This window comes from Martelella lutilitoris, from assembly GCF_016598595.1.
In the GTDB taxonomy this organism is placed as follows: Bacteria; Pseudomonadota; Alphaproteobacteria; order Rhizobiales; family Rhizobiaceae; genus Martelella; species Martelella lutilitoris_A.
Genome location: NZ_CP066786.1, coordinates 1,870,280 through 1,889,295, shown reverse-complemented (window position 1 = coordinate 1,889,295; position 19,016 = coordinate 1,870,280). Strand labels below are relative to the sequence as shown.

Here is a 19,016-nt window from a genome sequence, read left to right as displayed (position 1 = left end):
CGCCGGCAGGCTCGATCCGGACGACGGGATTTGCGATAGTGGCGGTCTCTGCCACCTCAAGGAATCGCTCTTGCCCGATTGCACCCTCGCCGAACCGCTCGCCGTCCTCAAGGAAATCTACGGCTACTCGAAATTTCGCGGAAAACAGGCCGCCGTGATCGATCAGGTCGTCTCGGGCGGCGATGCCGTGGTTCTGTTCCCGACGGGGGCCGGCAAGTCGCTCTGCTATCAGGTTCCCGCCCTCTGCCGCCAGGGCGTCGGCGTGGTGATCTCGCCGCTGATCGCGTTGATGCGCGACCAGGTCGAGGCGCTGAAACAGCTTGGCGTCCACGCAGCCGCGATGAACTCCTCGCTGTCGCAGGAGGATTTCATCGCAACGCGGCGGGCCCTTGCGCGCGGCGAAATCGACCTTCTCTACGTCACGCCGGAACGCGTCGCCACGGCCGGTTTCATGGAGATGATGCGCGACCTTCAGATCGCGCTCTTCGCCATTGACGAGGCCCATTGCGTCTCCCAGTGGGGCCATGATTTCCGCCCGGAATACCGCGCGCTCGACCGGCTGGCGGAGGCCTTTCCCGGCGTGCCGCGCATGGCGCTGACGGCAACGGCCGATCCCCATACCCGCGAAGACATCATCGAACGGCTGGCGCTCACGAACGCGGCGGTCTTCACCACCTCCTTCGACCGGCCCAACATCACCTATGAGATCGTCGAGCGGGCCCAGCCGCGCCGCCAGCTTCTCGACTTCCTCTCACGCCACAAGGGCGAGAGCGGCATCGTCTACTGCCTCTCGCGCGCCAAGGTGGAGGAGACCGCGGAATGGCTGAACGGCGAGGGCATAAGAGCGCTCGCCTATCATGCCGGCATGGCGCGCGAGGTCAGGGACGCCAATCAGGACGCGTTCCTGAAGGAGGACGAACTCTGCCTTGTGGCAACCGTCGCCTTCGGCATGGGGATCGACAAGCCGGATGTGCGCTATGTCGCCCATCTGGATCTGCCGGGCTCCGTCGAGGCCTATTACCAGGAGACCGGACGCGCGGGACGCGACGGTCTTCCGGCCGATGCCTGGATGGTCTATGGCATGGCCGACGTCACCCAGCGCGGTCGCATGATCGATCGCTCCGCCGCCGCCGATGAGATCAAGCGCGTCGAGCGCGCCAAGCTCAATGCCCTGCTCGGCATATGCGAGACCGCCGATTGCCGCCGCCAGGCGATCCTTGCCCATTTCGGGGAAAAGCACGAAGGCGGTTGCGGCAATTGTGACACCTGCCTTTCGCCGGTTGAGACCTGGGATGGAACGGAAGCCGCAATCAAGGCCATGGCCGCGATCTACCGCACCGGCGAGCGCTTCGGCGCGGGCCATCTGATCGATGTGCTCACCGGCAACGAGACCGAACGGACGGAACGCTTCGGCCATACGACCATGCCCGTCTTCGGCGCCGGCAAGGACATCGCGCCCAAGACCTGGCAATCGGTCTACCGGCAATTGCTTGCCAAGGGGCTGATCCGGGTCGACCATGAGGCCTATGGCGCGCTGAAGCTCGAGGAAGGGGCGCGCGCCGTGTTTCGGCACGAGCAGTCGCTGCGCTTCCGGGTCGATCGGGCGCCGAAGGGCAAGGCCTCTTCCGGCACGCGCAGACGCAACGACGCCAAGGCCGCGCTTTCCGAACAGGATCAGTCCCTGTTCGAAGCGCTGCGCGCCACCCGCACGGCGCTTGCCAAGGAACTCGCCGTGCCGCCCTATGTGATCTTTCCCGATACGACGCTGATCGCGCTTGCCAGCCATCGGCCAGGTTCCGCCGAGGCCATGCTCGAAATCCAGGGCGTCGGCAAGACCAAGCTGCAGCGCTATGGCGCGGAGTTTCTCGACACGATCCGCGCGCACGGCTGAGGCGAACGCGCGCCTCATCAGCCGCGTTTTCTCTCTGGCCGATGGAACAATTTCCCCTGCCCACCTGTTTTCCGGATGAGTGTCCTAACCAGAGGAGAAATTGCGATGAGCAAGATCGACAAGGATAAGGAAACGGAACGCACGCTGCGCCAGGTCGAGCACATGGGCGCCGGAGGCCATCTCGGCGGCACCTATTTCGGCCAGGAGCCCGACGCCAGCACCTCTCAGAACCACGGCCGCTCGCGCCCGAACGGCAACAGCCAGTCGTGACGATCGCTTGCCGCAAGCGGCATGTTCGCAATCCCGCCGCTTCGCATGATCGGCGGGATTTTCATTGATTTCGCCAGAAGAGAGGACAGTCGCCATGGCTGAAGCAAAGACAGCAAAGCTCTACCGCATGGTCATGCCCGACCATATCTGCCCCTACGGACTGAAATCGCGTCATCTTCTGAAATCCAAAGGATATGACGTCGACGACCATCACCTGAAAACGCGGGAGGAAACCGACGGCTTCATGGAGGAGCACGGCGTCGAGACGACGCCGCAGACCTTCATCGACGGCAAACGGATCGGCGGCTATGACGACCTGCGGGTCTTCTTCAAGCTCGATCCGCCGCCGGAAGAACAGAGCGACACGAGCTACACGCCGGTGATCGCGATCTTCGCGGTTGCGCTTCTGCTGGCGCTCGGCCTTTCCTGGCATCAATACGGCAATCCGCTGACCCTGCGCATGGTCGAATGGTTCATTTCGCTGTCGATGACCATCCTCGCCATCCAGAAGCTTCAGGATGTCGAAAGCTTTTCCACGATGTTCCTGAATTACGACCTTCTTGCGCGCCGCTGGGTGCCGTATGGCAGGATCTACCCCTTCGGCGAGGCGCTTGCCGGCATATTGATGACGGCGGGCGCTCTGGTCTGGATCTCTGCGCCCGTCGCCCTCTTTATCGGGCTTGTCGGCTCGGTCAGCATCTTCAAGGCGGTCTATCTCGACAGGCGGGAGCTGAAATGCGCCTGTGTCGGCGGCTCGTCCTCCGTGCCGCTCGGCTTCGTCTCGCTGACCGAAAGCCTGATGATGACGCTGATGGGCATCTGGATGCCGCTGAAGGCCTTGCTGCTGTGACAAGGGCGGACAGGGCACGGTCGCCCTGCCCGCGTCGTTCTCTCAGCCCTCAGCCAGGCTTTCCTCGGGCGCAGGCTCTTCCGCGTTCCCGGCGATGATGATCGGCACCAGAAGATCGCCCCAGCTCCTGGTCCCGCCGTGGTGACGAGCCGAGCGGATGATCTCGACGGAAACCCCGGCATCGACCGCCCGCATGACCGACTGGTTCAGCCGGTGCAGATCATTGGCGACCATGCGGATTGCCGCCTGCTGCTCGCTGCTCATCCGCGTCGATTGGGCCTCGGCGCGTTCCTTGACGTTGATCCTGCGCGTCATTTCTTCTCCTCCTCTTCGGGAAATAATCTATTCCGCCGGCCTATTCGGCCGCCTGGAACTGCGCGGTTTCGGTTGATTCGCCCATCGCCGTGGTCGAGCCCGTGCCGCCGGTGATCGCCATCGAGACGGCATCGAAATAGCCGGTACCGACCTCGCGCTGGTGACGGGTCGCGGTATAGCCGTTGGCTTCCGCCGCGAACTCGGCCTGCTGCAACTCGCTGTAGGCGGCCATCTGACGGTCGCGATAGCCGCGCGCCAGTTCGAACATGCCGAAATTCAATTGATGGAAGCCGGCAAGGGTGATGAACTGGAACTTGTAGCCCATGGCGCCGAGTTCCCGCTGGAAGCGCGCGATATCCTCGTCGCTCAGGTTCTTCTTCCAGTTGAAGGAGGGCGAGCAGTTATAGGCGAGAAGCTTGCCCGGATGGTGCTTGTGCACGCCCTCGGCGAATTTGCGCGCCTGCTCCAGATCCGGCTTGGAGGTCTCGCACCAGATGAGATCGCAGTAAGGCGCATAGGCGACGGCACGGGCGATGCAGGCCTCGAGCCCGTTGCGGACGCGGTAGAAGCCCTCCGCCGTGCGGCCGGCATCATAATCGACAAAGGGCTGGTCGCGCTCGTCGATATCGGAGGTCAGGAGCTTGGCCGCCTCGGCATCCGTGCGCGCGATGACCAGCGTCGGAACGCCCATGACGTCGGCGGCAAGCCGGGCGGCGGTCAGGTTGCGGATATGGGCCGCCGTCGGGATCAGAACCTTGCCGCCGAGATGGCCGCATTTCTTTTCAGAGGCCAGTTGGTCCTCGAAATGAACGCCGGCAGCGCCCGCCTCGATATAGGCCTTCATGATCTCGAAGGCGTTGAGCGGCCCGCCGAAGCCGGCTTCCGCATCGGCGACGATCGGAGCGAACCAGGTCTCGACAGAAAGCCCACTTCTCTCTGATATCTCAATCTGATCAGCACGTTGAAGGGTTTTGTTGATCCGCTTTACAAGCTCGGGGCCGGCATTGGCCGGATAGAGCGACTGGTCCGGATACATGGCGGAGGCGGTATTGGCGTCGGCTGCGACCTGCCAACCGGAGAGATAGATCGCCTTCAGCCCGGCGCGAACCATCTGCATGGCCTGGTTGCCCGACAGCGCGCCGAGCGCATTGACGAAATCATCCTCATGGATCAGCTTCCAGAGCCGCTTGGCACCCTCCTCCGCCAGCGTCGAGCGGATGCGGACCGAGCCGCGCAGCCGCTTGACGTCGTCCGCGCTGTAGCTGCGCTCGATGCCGTCAAACCGGCCCTCTGCGGCGCCCTCGACAAGATTGTAAAATTCAGACATGCCCATTCCTCCTCTTCCAGGCAATTTGAAAGTCGACCGGTGCTAAACACCACTTGGCGACAGTTCATGTGACATTTTTTACTGAATTGATGATTGCAAATCTACAGAATTGGCTTAGATCAAGCGCGAATTCGGGTTATCTTGTATTCTGCTTGACAGAGACGGCAAGTAAAACTGTAAAATTTGTAAATCATCAAATCGGCCTGGAGGAGACCGGATGACGGAGAAGAAGATTTTCGCGGGGCCGCGGCTGCGGCGCATCCGCAAGGGCCTTGACCTGACGCAGACGGCGATGGCCGAGGCGCTTTCGATTTCGCCCTCCTATCTCAACCTCATCGAACGCAACCAGCGGCCGTTGACCGTGCAGCTTCTGCTCAAGCTCGCCGCCGTCTACAACATCGATATCGGCGAACTCCAGGGCGAAAGCTCGGGCACCATCAGCCAGTTGAAATCGGTGTTTTCCGACCCGTTGCTTTCGGGAGAACTGCCCGGCGACCAGGAACTCGTCGAAGTGGCCGAAGCCGCGCCGAACGCGGCGATCGGCATCATCAAGCTTTACCGCGCCTATTGCGAACAGGCCGCCCGACTCTCCGACCTCTCCGCGCTTCTTGCCCATGACGGGCGTGAAACCCACCTGCCGGGCAAGCGCCTGCCGCACGAGGAGGTGCGCGACGCAATCTCCCGCCGGCCCTATTTCTTTGATTCACTGGACCGCGCGGCAGAAGCCCTTCACGCAGAGCTCGCCCCCGGCGACGAGCTTTCGGCCGCCCTGAAAACCTGGCTGATGCAAACTCACGGGATCACCGTCAGGATCCTGCCGCCGCATGCCATGGTCAATCTCGGCCGCCGTTTCGACCGCCACACGATGCGGCTGTTCATCTCTGCCCGTTTCTCTCCGCGCGACCGAAAGCGCGAGATCGCCATCGAAACGGTGCTCCTGGGGCTGGCCGACGAGATCGCCGCGGAAGTGAAGGCGCTCGACCTGTCGAGCGACGAGGCCCGCCGCATCGCCCGGTTCGAACTCGCCCGCTATGCGGCGCTGGCGCTGATGATGCCTTATGGCCCATTCATCGAAGCCGCCCGCCGGGACCGGTTCGATATCGGCCTTCTCAGCGGCCGTTTCGACGTTTCCTTCGAGCAGGCGGCTACCCGTCTCGTCAGCCTGCAGCGGCTGGAGAATGCCGGACCGGCCTTCTTCGCCATGGAGATCGACCAGGCGGGCAATATCTTGCGCCGCATCGGCGCGGAAGGGTTTCCGCATGCGGGTTTTCGCGGCGAATGCCCGCGCCTTGATCTCTATGACGCCTTCAGCCAGCCCGGCCGGATCGTCTCCCGACATGTGGAAATGCCGGACGGCGTCGGCTATCTGACGCTTTCGCGCACGCTGGAAGGACCGGAACCGGCGCTCGGCGAACGCCTGCATGTGACGGCGATCCTTCTCGGCCTGCGCTGGGACAAGGCATCGGCCACGGCCTATGCAGAAGACGGCGGCGCGCGGGCGGGGTCCGTGCCCGTCGGGCCGGTCTGCCGCCTGTGCGAACGCCCGGGCTGCCTGTCGCGCGCCGAGCCTCCGGTCACCCGGCCGCTCGGCCTTGACGAGATGGTCGCCGGTCTTTCGGCTTTCGACTTCCGCTGAAGCGCCGCGCAGCCAGACGGTAACATCTGACGCCCAAAGACGCCTCAAAGCACATGGATAGAGCGCTTTCGCGATGCGGAGAACAGCAGACGCGCTCTAGAACCGGTTGGTCCAGCGCGGGTGGATGTCATCGATCACAAGCGAATGGCTGTGCGTCCTGTGTCCTTTGAGGTGCGGATGATCAAGCGGCAGGTTGTCGTGGCTGTGCTCGATCGCTTCGTCCTCGCCCGCCGGCCACTGCGAGAGACTGATGACAACGCCAAGGCCGGCAAGAGCGGCCAGAGCCAGAAGGGCGGCCACCGCGCCGAACGCAGTCATGAGCCAGCCCGAAAGCGGATAGGTCAGCAGCCAGCAGGCGTGGGAGAGCGCGAACTGCGCCGCAAACAGGGCCGGACGGTCCTCAGGGTGGGCAGAACGGCGCAGCAATCGCCCCGATGGCGTCAGCACCGCCGAGTAGCCGAGACCGACAAGAAACCAGGCGACAAGCAACGCGAGCCAGACAAACCCACCAAGAGCAATTTCCGCCGCGAGCGCCGCAAGCGCCGCCGCCATCAGTAGGGCGCCGGTGAGCATCACCGGCCTGTCGGGAACCCGGTCGAGGACCTTTGGCAGCAGGATTGCGGCAGTCATCGATCCGGCGCCGAATGCGAACATCGTCCAGGCGAGATCGCTCGCCGAGAGGCCCAGCAGACCGCGCACCAGCACCACCGAATTGACCAGAACCATCGCGCCCGCGGCGGCAACTGCAAGGCTGAGCGCCAGAAGCCCGCGCAGACGCGGCGTGGCGAGATAGATGCGGATGCCGCGCGTCGTCCGGTCGTAAATGCCGCGTGGCTCTGCCGCCCTGGGGCTCGGCAGAACCACCGAGACGACGAGCAGCGCCGAAGCCAGGAAACCGGCGACCGTGCCGAGAAACAGCGCATCGTAGCTCATTGCCGCCAGAAGCAGGGCGGCAAGCGTCGGGCTGGCGATATTCTCCAGGTCGTAGGCAAGCCGGGACAGCGACAGCGCCCGCGTGTAGCGTTCCTCTTCCTTCAGCACATCCGGGATGGTCGCCTGGAATGTCGGCGTGAAAGCGGCCGAGGCCGATTGCAGCAGGAAGATCAGCAGATAGACCTGCCAGACGGCGGTGACGAACGGAAGCGCAAGGGCGCACGCCGCGCGCACCAGGTCGAGCGCAACCAGAAGCCGGCGGCGGTTCATGCGCTCGGCAAAGGCGCCGGCAATCGGCGCGATGCCGACATAGGCCACCATCTTGATGGCGAAGACCGTGCCGAGCACCATTGCCGCCCCCTGCCCGGCCAGGTCATAGGCAAGCAGCCCGAGCGCGACCGTCGCCAGTCCCGTGCCGAGCAGCGCGACGATCTGCGCGAGGAAGAGATGTCGGTAGGTGCGGTCGGCGAGAATGTCCAGCATCGGGGCCTCAGAGATAGCGGGTGATTGCCTTCAGTTCGGCGCGCCCGGTCTCGGCGCCGTCCGCGTCGAGGCAATGGTCCACGTGATCATGGATGAGCGCCTGCTTGGCATTGCGGATCGCGCTTTCGACGGCCTGAAGCTGCTGGGCGACATCCAGGCAGGGACGCCCCGCCTCGATCATCGCGACAACCGAACCGAGATGCCCCTCGGCCCGCTTCAGCCGCGCGACGATCCGGGGATGGCTTTGATGACGATGTTCATGGCTCATGCCCCGATATTATCCACCCGGGGAGGATATGAAAAGGGGTGGAAAAACCCCCATTGGACCACCGACGTGCGTTCCGGCCGCAAGCGGGCGAAATGGAAACCGGGAAAACAGCATGCAGAAGGACAGAACGAGGCCGACCGAAAACTGCCGGACTCAACACGCCACGAAGACAAAGGGAAGGAAAATGGTGGGTGATGTAGGTCTCGAACCTACGACCCGCTGATTAAGAGTCAGCTGCTCTACCAACTGAGCTAATCACCCACGAGACACATCGCTTTCGCGTCGTGTGAGGGCCGTATAATGGGGATTCGGCGGATTGTCCAGCGTCCTGTTTCATTTTTTTGACGCCAATTTCCTTTTCTTTACAAAGCCCCGAACACGGCCGCGAAAACGCGCTAGAGCAACGTGCCGCGCGCCACGCACACGGCCTGGCCGCCGATGCGGGCGGCGCTGATCTCCCCGCCAGGCCCGGTCTCAAGGTTCAACCTGATATAGGAGGGCCGCCCCATTTCGACGCCCTGTTCGATGACGAAGGAATGGGACCCCTCGCCCGGCGCGTCGAAATGCTGGATGGCGCCCGAGAACGCCGCGGCGGCGGATCCGGTCGCCGGGTCCTCGGTAATACCGTCGGTCGCAAACATCCGGGTGTGAAAATGGATATCGTGTCGCACACCGCCGCGGGTATAGACATAGGCCCAGACCGGGAGCCCCTCGATCAACGGAGAAAAGGAATTCCAGCGACGCGGATCGAAGTCGATTTTCTCCGCAACCCCGAGATTTCTGACGGGGATGAGCGCGAACGGAACGCCCGCCGACCAGATCGTTGGAACATGATTTTCAAAACCGATTTCGTCGACTCCGATGCCAAGCGCCTCGGCAAGATTTTCACGCGCAATCTTCTCAACGCAGCGATGCGAGAGTTTTGGCAGATCGAATTCGGCAAAGCTGGCGGCATCCTGCCTGAGTTTGACGGCACAGCGCACCGGGCCGATCTTCTCGCCGATGACGGAGACCATGTCGATCTCGCTGTCGCTGCCGTGCTGGCGCTCGGCGAGCGCGATCGCGGCGCCCACGGTCGGGTGGCCGGCAAAGGGCAGTTCCCCGCCCGGCGTGAAGATGCGCGCGGCGGCCGACTGCGACACATGGTTCGGCGCCAGCAGGAAAATCGTCTCGGAGAGGTTGAACTCGCAGCAAATGGTCTGCATCTCGTCATCGCTCAGCCCCTGGGCATCGAAGACGACGGCCAGCGGATTGCCATGATAGCGCTCCGCCGTGAACACATCATAGATCGCATATTCCCGCATCTCAGCAAAAGCTCCTCTGCCATTTCGCCGCACAGTCTACCCTCTTCCGCGCGTGCCGAAAACAAGATCCAGCACGGGCGGCATGGAATGGGCGTAATCGAAATCGTCCCTGTTGTCGCCGGTTATCGCCAGAACGGCATCGATTTCCCCTTCCCTATCCCGGCGCATATGGTCGCGGACCCGCTCCATCAGGCCGGCCGCGTCAAGCGACGACTGGAAGAAGCGATAAAACATGACGATCTGGCCGCACCATGCGCAGAAATAGTCCGGCTCGGGCTCCATGTCGTCAAGCGCGAGGCCGGTCTCCTCGGCGACCTCCCGCGCCATGTTGGCATCAAGATCGATGCGGCCATCGACGATGTCATCCTCCTCCAGAGAGCCGGAAGCGCAGTAGACCTTGCCGGCATTGGCTGTGATGCTGCTCATGCGAATGGCAATGATCGCCCCGTCGGCCGAGCGGATGACCGGCATGCCGAAACTGTGGAAGGTCCGCGGCTTTTCGTCCTGGCAACGCCACCAGAGGTGATAGGCGTAAGGAACAAGCTGCCCCGTCGCCCTCACCGCGCCGTCGCACAGGTTCACCTGGTTGAGCGCCACAAGGCGACCATTGAAGAGATGGGGGTTGGCAGCCTTCTCGCGTTTCCAGTTCTCAGCGACCTCGGCGTCGAAGCGCTGAAGGCCGACCGGATCCTCCTCCGTGACGCGGATGTCGATCTCGCGGATCGGAAAGGCCTCGTTTTCCGGGGGCCAGTCCTGCGGGGCGGTCAGAAGCGAAACGGGCATGAGAAATCCTGCTGAAATGTGGGTATGACAGAGCGGGCACCTGCACGCTATAGGAGAGGCCCGCCAAACAAAAGGCCCGCCATGACGATGACGGGCCTTGCACGGATGGCAATGAAAAACGCCGGAAATCAGGCCGCGGCGGCCAGTTCCTCGGTCAAGACCGCGCCGAGACGCCTGATGCCCTCATCAATGACTTCCGGAGCGGAACAGGAAAAGGACAGGCGCAGGTGGTTGGGCCCGCTGCCATCGGCATAAAAGGCGTTGCCCGGCACGAAGGCGACCTTGGCGCTCTTCAGCGACACCGGCAGAAGGGCCGCTGCATCCATGCTTTCCGGCAGGGTCAGCCAGACGAACATGCCGCCTTGCGGTCGCGTCCACTCGACGCCGGTCGGCATGTAATCGGCAAGCGCCTTCAGCATCGCGTCGCGGCGCTCGCGATAGACGGTGTTGATCTTTTCGGCCTGCGCCTCGAAATGCGCTTCCGCCACGCGCGCGATCGCCATCTGGTTGATGGTCGGCGAATGCAGGTCGGCGGCCTGCTTGGCGAGAACCAGGCGCTTGATGATCGGCGTCGCGGCGCAGACCCAGCCGACGCGAAGGCCGGGCGACAGCGTCTTGGAAAAGCTGCCGCAGTAAAGCGTGCGGGTGTTCTCGATACCGCCGGAGCGCTCGCAATCCATCGCCAGCAAGGTTTTCTGCCGCTCGCCTTCATAGCGCAGCGCCCGGTAGGCGGCGTCCTCGATCACCGCGATATCGAGCGCTTCGGCAATATCGAGCAGCTTCTCGCGCTCCATCTGCGACAGCGATTCGCCGGTCGGATTGGCGAAGTCGGCCGAGAGATAAGCGAACTTCACGCGGCTTTCGGCCTTTTCCGCTGCCTGCGCATAGGCTTGCGGCGCGGCGTTTCGCGACAGGTCCAACTTATCGTAACGCGGTTCATAGGCGTTGAAGGCCTGCAGCGCGCCCAGATAGGTCGGCCAGTTCACCAGCGCGGTATCGCCCGGCGAGAGCATCAGCTTGCCGAGATAATCGAGCGCCTGCTGCGAACCGGATGTGATGAAGATATTCTCCAGGTCAGCATCGATGCCGCGCGCGCGCATGCGCTTGACGATCCACTCGCGCAGGCGCGGATAGCCCTCGCTCACCGAATATTGCAATGCCTGCCCGGCCTCGGGACCGGCGAGAATATCATTATAGGCCGCCTGGAATTCCGCGGCAGGAAACAGCGCCGGATCCGGAATCCCGCCCGCGAAGGAAATGATGTCGGGCTGGTCGAGAAGCTTCAGAAGTTCGCGGATTTCGGACGCGCCCATGCGTTTGGCGCGCGTCGCGTAGATTTTTTCCCAGTCAAGCATGGGGGTTTCCTCGAAGTCTTTTTTGGTGGCCGTAGATGACCATAGCCGTCCATTTAAGTCAACAATACTGACCTATTTTTCGTGCGGTTTTCGCAATTTTCTGTCCATATTCGCGGCCCCGGCGTAATTTTGTGTAATTTCGAGGCGAGATCAAGGTTGTAAGTGCCATATGATGTCACGAAAGCGTCATAGAACGCATGGCACACTCGGAGCCTGATCGGGAGAGGAGACGTCGGATGGCAGTCAAGGTCGGGACCTTCAATCTCAACAATCTGTTTTCGCGGTTCAACTTTCAAGCCGAGGTCGCGGCGGATCCCGACATCGACGAGGGCGGGCTGACGCTCACCTTCGCCCCGAATGAGGTCGATGTGCGAACTTTCATGGGCAGGTTGGTAAAGCAAAAGGATCCGCAGGACACGGCGGAAATCGCGCGACGGATTCTCGAAATCATGGATGTCGACGTGCTTGCTGTTCAGGAGGTCGAACATGTCGAGATCCTGCGCAAGTTCAATCGCGACTATCTTCGCGGTCTCTACCCGGAGGTCGTGCTGGTTGAAGGCAACGACACACGGCTGATCGATGTGGGGCTGCTCTCGCGGCTCCCGATCGGCCCGATTACCTCTCACCAGGCAGCGCGGCACCCCGATGCGCCCCGCAAGCGCGTGTTCGGCCGCGATCTCGTACGCGTCGATATTCTCGACGCGACCGGCGAGACCGCCTTTTCCGTCTACAACACGCACATGAAAAGCCACTATGTTCCGTTTGATGAAGATCCGGTCGAGGGCGCCCGACGCGCGAATGAGCGACGACGGCAGCAGGCCGAGATGACGCGGAAGATCATCGAAGCGGAACAGGGCGAAAACGGCCGCTTCGTGCTCTTGGGCGACATGAACGACCCGCCGGACTCGCCCTATCTTGCTCCGATGACCGTTATCGCCGGCCGGCCGCTCGTAAACGGCCTTGCGGACGCCAGGGAGACGCGGCCGCCAAAACCCGAGTCGCCGGGACAGGGTGACGGACCGACGGAAACCAACTGGACCCATCGCTACAATCCGCCAGGTCCGGCTCTGCCGCTTTACGAGCAGTATGACCAGATCTGGCTCAGTCCCGCGCTTGCGCCAAGGCTTCAGGAAGCCTTCATCGACCGGCGCACGAAACATGGCGGGGATGGCAGCGACCACGACCCTGCCTGGATTGTCCTCGATCTCTGAGCCCGAATCCGAAAAGGCCGGCGCAAGGGCCGGCCTTCCCGTATCCGTTCGCGCGGACGCGAAAACTCAGTTGCGCTCTTTGTCGACCAGCGCGCCCTTCTTGATCCAGGGCATCATGCCGCGCAGCTTCTCGCCGACTTCCTCGATCTGATGACGATCGTTGAGACGGCGAGTGGCCTTGAAGCGGGCAGCGCCCGAGTGCCATTCCTGCATCCATTCGGCGGTAAACTTCCCGGTCTGGATGTCCTTCAGCACGCGCTTCATCTCGGCCTTGGTTTCCTCGGTGACGATACGCGGACCGGTGACATATTCGCCCCACTCGGCCGTGTTCGAAATCGAGTAGTTCATGTTGGCGATGCCGCCTTCATAGATCAGGTCGACGATCAGCTTCACTTCGTGCAGGCATTCGAAATAGGCCATTTCCGGCGCATAGCCGCCTTCGACCAGGGTTTCGAAACCGGCGCGGATGAGCTCGACCAGACCGCCGCAGAGAACGGCCTGCTCGCCGAAGAGGTCGGTCTCGCACTCTTCCTGGAAGGTCGTCTCGATGATGCCGGCGCGACCGCCGCCAACGCCGGAGGCATAGGAGAGCGCGACATCGAGCGCGTTGCCGGAGGCATCCTGCTCAACGGCCACGAGGCAGGGAACGCCGCCGCCGCGCTGATATTCGCCGCGCACCGTATGGCCGGGGCCCTTCGGCGCGATCATGATGACGTCGACGGTCTTCTTCGGCTCGATCAGGCCGAAATGAACGTTGAGGCCGTGGGCAAAGGCGATCGCCGCGCCGTCGCGGATGTTGGGCGCGATCTCGCTTTTGTAGATGCCGGCCTGCAGTTCGTCAGGCGTCGCCATCATCATCAGGTCGGCCCAGGCGGCCGCGTCGGCAACGGTCTTGACCTCGAAGCCGTCGGCTTCGGCCTTCTTCGCGGTGGCCGAACCGGCGCGCAGCGCGATGACGATGTTCTTCGCGCCGCTTTCCTTCAGGTTCAGCGCATGGGCGCGGCCCTGCGAGCCGTAGCCGATGATGGCGACCTTGCGGCCGTTAATGAGGTTGATATCCGCATCCTGATCGTAATAAACACGCATTGTCTTTCCTTCCCTTGACAAAAGCTTCGCCTGACCGCGCCCTGCGGCAGGCAATTCATGCGGCCGCAAAAAGCGTCCAGAATCTTTCCACAGCCCGTTCGGCCCGGCGCCGGAACAGGCTGCGATCGGCAGCCTCCCCAAGCAGGAAGCGAACATGGCTGTCACCGACGATAAGGCCATAGAACACGCGGTAGGCCTCGTCGCCGTTATCGAACACCAAAAGCCCGGACCGCCGCCCGTCCTCCAGAAGCGCCCTCGCCCGCTGGTCGATCTGGGCGCGGCCGCGCTCCAGCAGCAAGCGGCCAAGCTTCTGTCCGTCCTTGGTCACGCGACCGATCGCAAGGCGGTTGAGCGCGAGCGAAACATCGCCGGCCAGCACCTCGAGCAGGTCCTGTGCGAAGGCAGAGAGGTGATGGCGCAATTCGTCGGCGTCAAGCCTGTGGCCGGCGCTCTCGAATGTCCTGACCTTGCTGGCCTGATAGGCGATCATGGCGGAAAGCAGGCCGTCGCGGTCGCCGAACCACTTGTAGAGGCTTTCCTTGGAACAACTGGCCGCGCGGGCGATGCCCGCCGTCGTGACGGACTTCTCCCCGCCTTCGACAAGCAGCCTGAGCGCCTGTTCGAGAACCGCCTGCTGGCGGGGCGTGAAATGAAGTTCGGTGTCGACGTCGTCGATCAAGGTCCTGCTCTCGCATCTGGTACGGTACGGTACGGTACCTATTGCAGCAGTTTCGCGCCGCCGTCAAGCGGTCAAAACGGCGAATTCGCGCATTGGGGCCGGGTAGGAAGCTTCGGGCATGGAACCGAGAAGAGGTCCAGGTGGCGCCTTCCGAGCCGAAGGCGGACTTTCAAGCTGCGCACACCGCGTGGCCCTGCCGCTTTCCCCGCCTCCGGCCGAGACAAAATACAAGTCTTCATCCGCCAGACGCAAAGCCGCAAATAGCGGCTCAACCGCTGCAGGACAGGGCCTCCAGGCGAGCGTGGCGCCATGCACGAAAAAATTTAATCAAACGATTGACTATGGAACGCAGAGAAACTATCTTTCTTTCAACAGCACGGGCGATCCCTTCCGCCCGTCCCGTCTTCATCGTGATGCGGCTCCTGATCGGCACGTCTCTGCCCTCAGTCTTGCACGTTTACGATGACCTCCGGAAACACCCCGGCAGAACCCTGCGCCGGGGTGTTTCTCGTTTGTCCCCCTGTCGATATAGTCAGGCCGGGTTTCGCGCCGCATTGCCCGTTGGAACCGGCGGGCGACCACCGTTCTTTCCCGGCAGGCTCGCAGACCAAGCTGCCCCCTTGGCGCGAACCATTCGCCAGCCTTCCCGCTTATTCATTCACGCGCGCGAACGTCTCGAAAAACGCCTTCGAGCCGCCGTCGGGCGCCTTGCCGACGCCCCATCGCATCAGGGTCGAGGCGTCCTCGGAAAAGCACCAGTACTGGCCGATGACCACATCGCCGTCGAGCTGTTCAAGCACCTGGAATTCGCGCGCGCTAAGCTGGCGGATGCGCACTTCGTTGTAACGGGCATTGCCCGCAATCGGCGCAGGCTCGTCATCGAGCGTCGCATCGAACTTGTTGATGTAGAGCTTGTCGGGATTGGTGTCGTTGACGCCCTCATAGGCCAGGAAATTCTCGGCAAAGCGCATGGTCAGCGTCAGGCGGAAGCCGGCCGGAAACTGGCCGTTGCTCCAGTAGCTTTGCGGATGCTCGGAACGGTAGACGCCGCTCAGGCGCGTATTGTCGAAGCGTTTCGGTTCGATGGCGGGAAGGCCCCGGCCCGTGGCGAGATCGTCAATCAGCATGGTGGTGTCTTTCATTCTGTAAGTCGATTGTCGAAAAGGCCGTTTGCGGATCAGGTTCCGCTCCGGCCCGAATTGCGAAGGGTCGGGTCAAGCTGGTCGCGCAGCCAGTCGCCGACGATGGATACCGACAGCGCCAGGAAAAAGATGATGGCGCCCGGGAACATGGTGAGCCACCACGAGGTCAAGAGCCGGTCGCGCCCGTCGCTCATGATCTGGCCAAGACTTGTCATCGGCGGCTGCACGCCAAGGCCGAGAAAGCTCAATGCCGTTTCCAGAAGCACCGTCAGCGGCAGGTTGATGGTGAACTGCACCAGGATGACGTTGAAGATATTGGGCAGGATATAGCGCAGGTAGATTCGCGCGGATGATGCGCCCAGAACCCGCTCGGCTGTGACATAGCCGCGTTCGCGCACGGAAAGCGTTGAGGCGCGAACCAGACGGGCATAATTCTCCCAGCCGCTGAAGCCGACCATGATCACGATCAGCAGCAGGCTGCTCTTGAACAGCGCGAGCACGAAGAGCGCGATGATGATGATCGGAACCGAGGCCTGCACATCGACCGCCATCATGATCAGCGTATCGGCCTTGCCGCGCCGTCCGCCGGCGATCAGCCCCAGAAGCGAGCCGAACACCGCGCCGATCAGCGTGCCGAAGATGGCGACCAGAAGCGTCACCTTCGCGCCCATGGCAAGGCGGGCCAGCAGATCGCGCCCGCGCCCGTCCGTGCCCAGCACGTGGTCCCAGGTGCCGCCGAGAAAGACCGGGGGCTCGAACCGGTCGAGCAGCGAGGTCTGGCGGAAATCGTAGGGCGTGAGGAAACCGCCGAAAAGGGCGAACAGCACGAACAGGATGACGAAGCCGATGGCGATGCGCACCGCAAGCGGCATATCGCGGAAGGTCGTCATGACGCGGCCCTCCGGATTCGGGGGTCGAGAAACGAATAGAGGATATCGACCGCGAGGTTGGCGAAGGTCATGGAGAAGGTGACGGCCAGCACCAGGAACTGGACCACGGCGATATCGCGGGTGGCGACCGAGCGCACCAGCAATTGCCCGACGCCCGGCCAGGCGAAGACCTGCTCCGTCACCACCGCGCCGGCGACCAGGCTGCCGAGGCTGAGGCCGAGCATGGTGACGATCGGAATGGCGGCATTGGGCGCGGCATGCCGCCACAGCCGTCTTGAAGCCGGAACGCCGCGCGCCTCGAGCGCCATCATGAAGGGCTGGTTGATCGTCTCCAGCAGCGAGGACCGCGTGAACCGGGCGAATGCGCCCATGGAGGCAAGCCCAAGCGTCGCCGCCGGCGGCAAGAGCAGAAGCAGCGAAATCTGGCCGTTGGCGGCCGCGCCGAAGAACACGCCGAAGACCAGCGCGCCCGTCAAAATCACCACGAGACCGAAGAAAAAGTTCGGCATGGCGAAGGCGAAGACGGAAAAGCCCATCACCAGCCGGTCGATGAAGCTGTTGCGGTTGAGCGCGGCGACCGCGCCGATGGAGATGCCGAAGATGACCGCGATGGCAAGCGCCGTTCCGCCCAGCATCAGGGTCGCCGGAAGCCGTTCGAGAAACAGCGTCAGAGAGGATTTTCCGGTGTGGATCGAATAGCCGAAATCGCCCTGAAACAGGCCGAGAACGTAGTTCGCGTATTGAACAGGCAGCGGCTTGTCGAGCCCCAGCTTGACGCGATAGGCCTCCACCACCTCGGGCGGCGCATCCGGCGGGGCGAGCGCCTGCGCCGGATCGCCCGACAGGCGGATGAAGAAGAACACGATCGTCACCGCGATCAGCAGCGTCGCCAGCGAACGCAGAATGCGGAACAGGATGACCCGGGTCATGAGGGATCGCCTCCCGTGGCAGTGACGCGTGCGGCGCGCGCAAGGGACGATGTCGCACGGCCGGCTCGGTCGGGAACCGCATCGAGCAGCGTTCTTGTGTAGTCATGGGCCGGCGTCACCAGCACCTGCGAGGCCGGTCCCTGCTCCACCGCCTCGCCGCGATACATCACCGTCACTTCATCGCAGATCGAAGCGGCAACGCGAAGATCATGGGTCACGAACAGCATGGCAAAGCCGAGCTTTTTCTGCAGCGACGCAAACAGCGCCAGGATTTGCGCCTGGATCGAAACGTCGAGGGCCGAGATCGCCTCGTCGGCCACAAGAATTTCCGGCTCCACCACCAGCGCGCGGGCAATGCAGAGCCGTTGGCGCTGACCACCGGAAAATTCATGCGGAAAACGGTCGAAGGCCTGTTCGGGCAGGCCGACCAACGCAAGCATTTCGCGGGCGCGTTCAGCCGCTTGCTTCCGGGTCGCGCCGTGGATCAGCGCGCCCTCGGCAACGCTCCACCCGGCCTTCTGGCGCGGGTTCAGCGCGCTGAACGGGTCCTGCTGCACAAGCTGGATACGTTTGCGCATGGCGCGCGTCATGCCGTTTTCGCCGATATCGGTGCCATCGAGAAGCACCGTCCCACCGGAGAGCGGCTCGAGCTGGAGGATGCCGCGCACGAGCGAGGACTTGCCCGATCCGCTCTGGCCGACGAGGCCATGGGTTTCGCCGCGCTTCAGGGTGAGCGATACGCCGCGCACGGCCTCGATGGCGCGAGTGCCGAAAACGCCGTCGCGCTGATGATAGGTGATGGCGATATCGCGCGCTTCCAGCACCACAGGTGCCGCCCGCTCGGGGGACGCATTCGCGCCGGGACGCGGCAGGCTTTCGAGCAGACGGATCGTGTAAGGATGCCGCGGCGCCTCGAAGATCGTATCGCGCGTGCCGGTTTCCACGACCTCGCCCTCGCGCATCACCATCACTCGGTCGGCGATATCGGCGACGACGGAAAGATCGTGGGTGATGAACAGAAGGCCGGCCCCGAATTCATGCTGCAGCTCGCGGATCAGCGCCAGGATTTCCGCCTGCGTGGTCACGTCGAGCGCGGTCGTCGGCTCGTCTGCGATCAGGAGCGCCGGCTTCAGCGCCAGCGCCATGGCGATCGCGATCCGCTGGGCTTGGCCGCCGGAAAGCTGGTGCGGATAGGATTTGTGGATGCGCTCGGGATCGGCAAGCCGCACGGCCTTGATCATCTCCATGGCGCGGGTCCGGCGCGCGCGGGCCGAACCCATGCTATGAACCTTCAGGAGTTCCTCGATCTGCTTTCCGACCGTCATCACCGGATCAAGGGTAGCCGCCGGCTCCTGGAAGATCAGGCCGATCCGGTCGCCACGGATACGGCGCATGGCAGCGGGATCGCCCGCCGGCAGCGGCGCGCCCTCGAACACGATCTCGCCTTCGGTCTTCTCCAGCCCGCGCGGCAGCATGTCGAGCAGGGCTTGCGCGGTGATCGACTTGCCCGAGCCGCTTTCGCCGACGAGGCAGACGCATTCGCCCCGCCGGATCGAAAGATCGAGGCCGCGGACCGCATGGTCGCGGTCCGCGCCCCCCGGCAGCGCTATCGTCAGGCCGCGGATTTCAAGCAGGTCGGTCTGACGGTCCGGCACCGGCGTTTC

18 protein-coding genes and 1 tRNA gene are annotated in these 19,016 nt (G+C 63.2%); 5 read left to right on the top strand and 14 right to left on the bottom strand.

All coding sequences use genetic code 11. The annotated features are described in order from the left end of the window. The first annotated feature begins 70 nt into the window (after positions 1-70). From recQ to JET14_RS08930, 3 genes are all read left to right on the top strand, one after another. The gene (recQ, locus tag JET14_RS08940) at positions 71-1,891 is read left to right on the top strand and encodes a DNA helicase RecQ (protein ID WP_246750579.1); all 1,821 of its coding nucleotides are present in this window, start codon (positions 71-73) and stop codon (positions 1,889-1,891) included. 105 nt (positions 1,892-1,996) lie between these two features. After that, positions 1,997-2,161, top strand: a complete 165-nt coding sequence (locus tag JET14_RS08935; RefSeq protein WP_200337705.1) for a hypothetical protein — start codon at positions 1,997-1,999, stop codon at positions 2,159-2,161. Between the two features lie 94 nt (positions 2,162-2,255). Continuing rightward, positions 2,256-3,011 (top strand): glutaredoxin family protein, encoded by a 756-nt coding sequence (locus JET14_RS08930; RefSeq protein ID WP_200337704.1) that lies wholly within the window; start codon positions 2,256-2,258, stop codon positions 3,009-3,011. 42 nt (positions 3,012-3,053) lie between these two features. Here the strand turns inward: JET14_RS08930 and JET14_RS08925 are convergent, their stop codons facing one another. Together JET14_RS08925 and aceA are read right to left on the bottom strand one after the other, a co-directional pair. Beyond that, complete coding sequence (locus JET14_RS08925; RefSeq protein WP_200337703.1) at positions 3,054-3,326, bottom strand: SMc00767 family acetate metabolism repressor; 273 nt, start codon at positions 3,324-3,326, stop codon at positions 3,054-3,056. A 40-nt stretch (positions 3,327-3,366) separates the two neighbouring features. Next, the gene (gene aceA, locus JET14_RS08920; protein WP_200337702.1) at positions 3,367-4,653 is read right to left on the bottom strand and encodes an isocitrate lyase; all 1,287 of its coding nucleotides are present in this window, start codon (positions 4,651-4,653) and stop codon (positions 3,367-3,369) included. Between the two features lie 217 nt (positions 4,654-4,870). Between aceA and JET14_RS08915 the strand changes: the two genes are divergently transcribed. Beyond that, the gene (locus JET14_RS08915; protein ID WP_200337701.1) at positions 4,871-6,289 is read left to right on the top strand and encodes a helix-turn-helix domain-containing protein; all 1,419 of its coding nucleotides are present in this window, start codon (positions 4,871-4,873) and stop codon (positions 6,287-6,289) included. A gap of 96 nt (positions 6,290-6,385) precedes the next feature. On the opposite strand, the gene JET14_RS08910 is transcribed toward JET14_RS08915, so the two are convergent. From JET14_RS08910 to JET14_RS08885, 6 genes are all read right to left on the bottom strand, one after another. Then, the gene (locus tag JET14_RS08910; protein ID WP_200337700.1) at positions 6,386-7,705 is read right to left on the bottom strand and encodes an MFS transporter; all 1,320 of its coding nucleotides are present in this window, start codon (positions 7,703-7,705) and stop codon (positions 6,386-6,388) included. Between the two features lie 7 nt (positions 7,706-7,712). After that, positions 7,713-7,973: a metal-sensing transcriptional repressor gene (locus JET14_RS08905; protein ID WP_200337699.1), complete on the bottom strand. Its 261-nt coding sequence runs from the start codon at positions 7,971-7,973 to the stop codon at positions 7,713-7,715. 185 nt (positions 7,974-8,158) lie between these two features. Further along, positions 8,159-8,234, bottom strand: a tRNA-Lys gene (locus tag JET14_RS08900). 134 nt (positions 8,235-8,368) lie between these two features. Beyond that, on the bottom strand, positions 8,369-9,277 hold the full coding sequence (locus tag JET14_RS08895) for a PhzF family phenazine biosynthesis protein (RefSeq protein ID WP_200337698.1): 909 nt from the start codon (positions 9,275-9,277) through the stop codon (positions 8,369-8,371). A 36-nt stretch (positions 9,278-9,313) separates the two neighbouring features. Then, positions 9,314-10,060 carry an NUDIX hydrolase gene (locus tag JET14_RS08890; RefSeq protein WP_200337697.1) on the bottom strand — a complete coding sequence of 249 codons (747 nt, stop codon included), beginning with the start codon at positions 10,058-10,060 and terminating at the stop codon, positions 9,314-9,316. Positions 10,061-10,188: 128 nt separating this feature from the next. Continuing rightward, the gene (locus tag JET14_RS08885) at positions 10,189-11,415 is read right to left on the bottom strand and encodes a PLP-dependent aminotransferase family protein (protein ID WP_200337696.1); all 1,227 of its coding nucleotides are present in this window, start codon (positions 11,413-11,415) and stop codon (positions 10,189-10,191) included. Positions 11,416-11,651: 236 nt separating this feature from the next. Between JET14_RS08885 and JET14_RS08880 the strand changes: the two genes are divergently transcribed. After that, complete coding sequence (locus JET14_RS08880; RefSeq protein ID WP_200337695.1) at positions 11,652-12,626, top strand: endonuclease/exonuclease/phosphatase family protein; 975 nt, start codon at positions 11,652-11,654, stop codon at positions 12,624-12,626. Positions 12,627-12,692: 66 nt separating this feature from the next. Here JET14_RS08880 and ilvC read toward each other — a convergent pair whose 3' ends face one another. From ilvC to JET14_RS08850, 6 genes are all read right to left on the bottom strand, one after another. Then, complete coding sequence (ilvC, locus tag JET14_RS08875) at positions 12,693-13,712, bottom strand: ketol-acid reductoisomerase (RefSeq protein ID WP_200337694.1); 1,020 nt, start codon at positions 13,710-13,712, stop codon at positions 12,693-12,695. A 55-nt stretch (positions 13,713-13,767) separates the two neighbouring features. Continuing rightward, positions 13,768-14,391, bottom strand: a complete 624-nt coding sequence (locus JET14_RS08870; protein ID WP_200337693.1) for a TetR/AcrR family transcriptional regulator — start codon at positions 14,389-14,391, stop codon at positions 13,768-13,770. Between the two features lie 650 nt (positions 14,392-15,041). After that, positions 15,042-15,533, bottom strand: coding sequence for a hypothetical protein (locus tag JET14_RS08865; RefSeq protein ID WP_200337692.1), 492 nt, complete (start codon positions 15,531-15,533; stop codon positions 15,042-15,044). 35 nt (positions 15,534-15,568) lie between these two features. Continuing rightward, positions 15,569-16,423, bottom strand: coding sequence for an ABC transporter permease (locus JET14_RS08860; RefSeq protein ID WP_200337691.1), 855 nt, complete (start codon positions 16,421-16,423; stop codon positions 15,569-15,571). After that, complete coding sequence (locus JET14_RS08855; RefSeq protein ID WP_018064484.1) at positions 16,420-17,352, bottom strand: ABC transporter permease; 933 nt, start codon at positions 17,350-17,352, stop codon at positions 16,420-16,422. The genes JET14_RS08860 and JET14_RS08855 overlap by 4 nt, the downstream gene beginning before the upstream one ends. Beyond that, positions 17,349-19,007: a dipeptide ABC transporter ATP-binding protein gene (locus JET14_RS08850; protein WP_200337690.1), complete on the bottom strand. Its 1,659-nt coding sequence runs from the start codon at positions 19,005-19,007 to the stop codon at positions 17,349-17,351. Before JET14_RS08850 ends, JET14_RS08855 begins: the two co-directional genes overlap by 4 nt. Positions 19,008-19,016 lie beyond the last annotated feature (9 nt).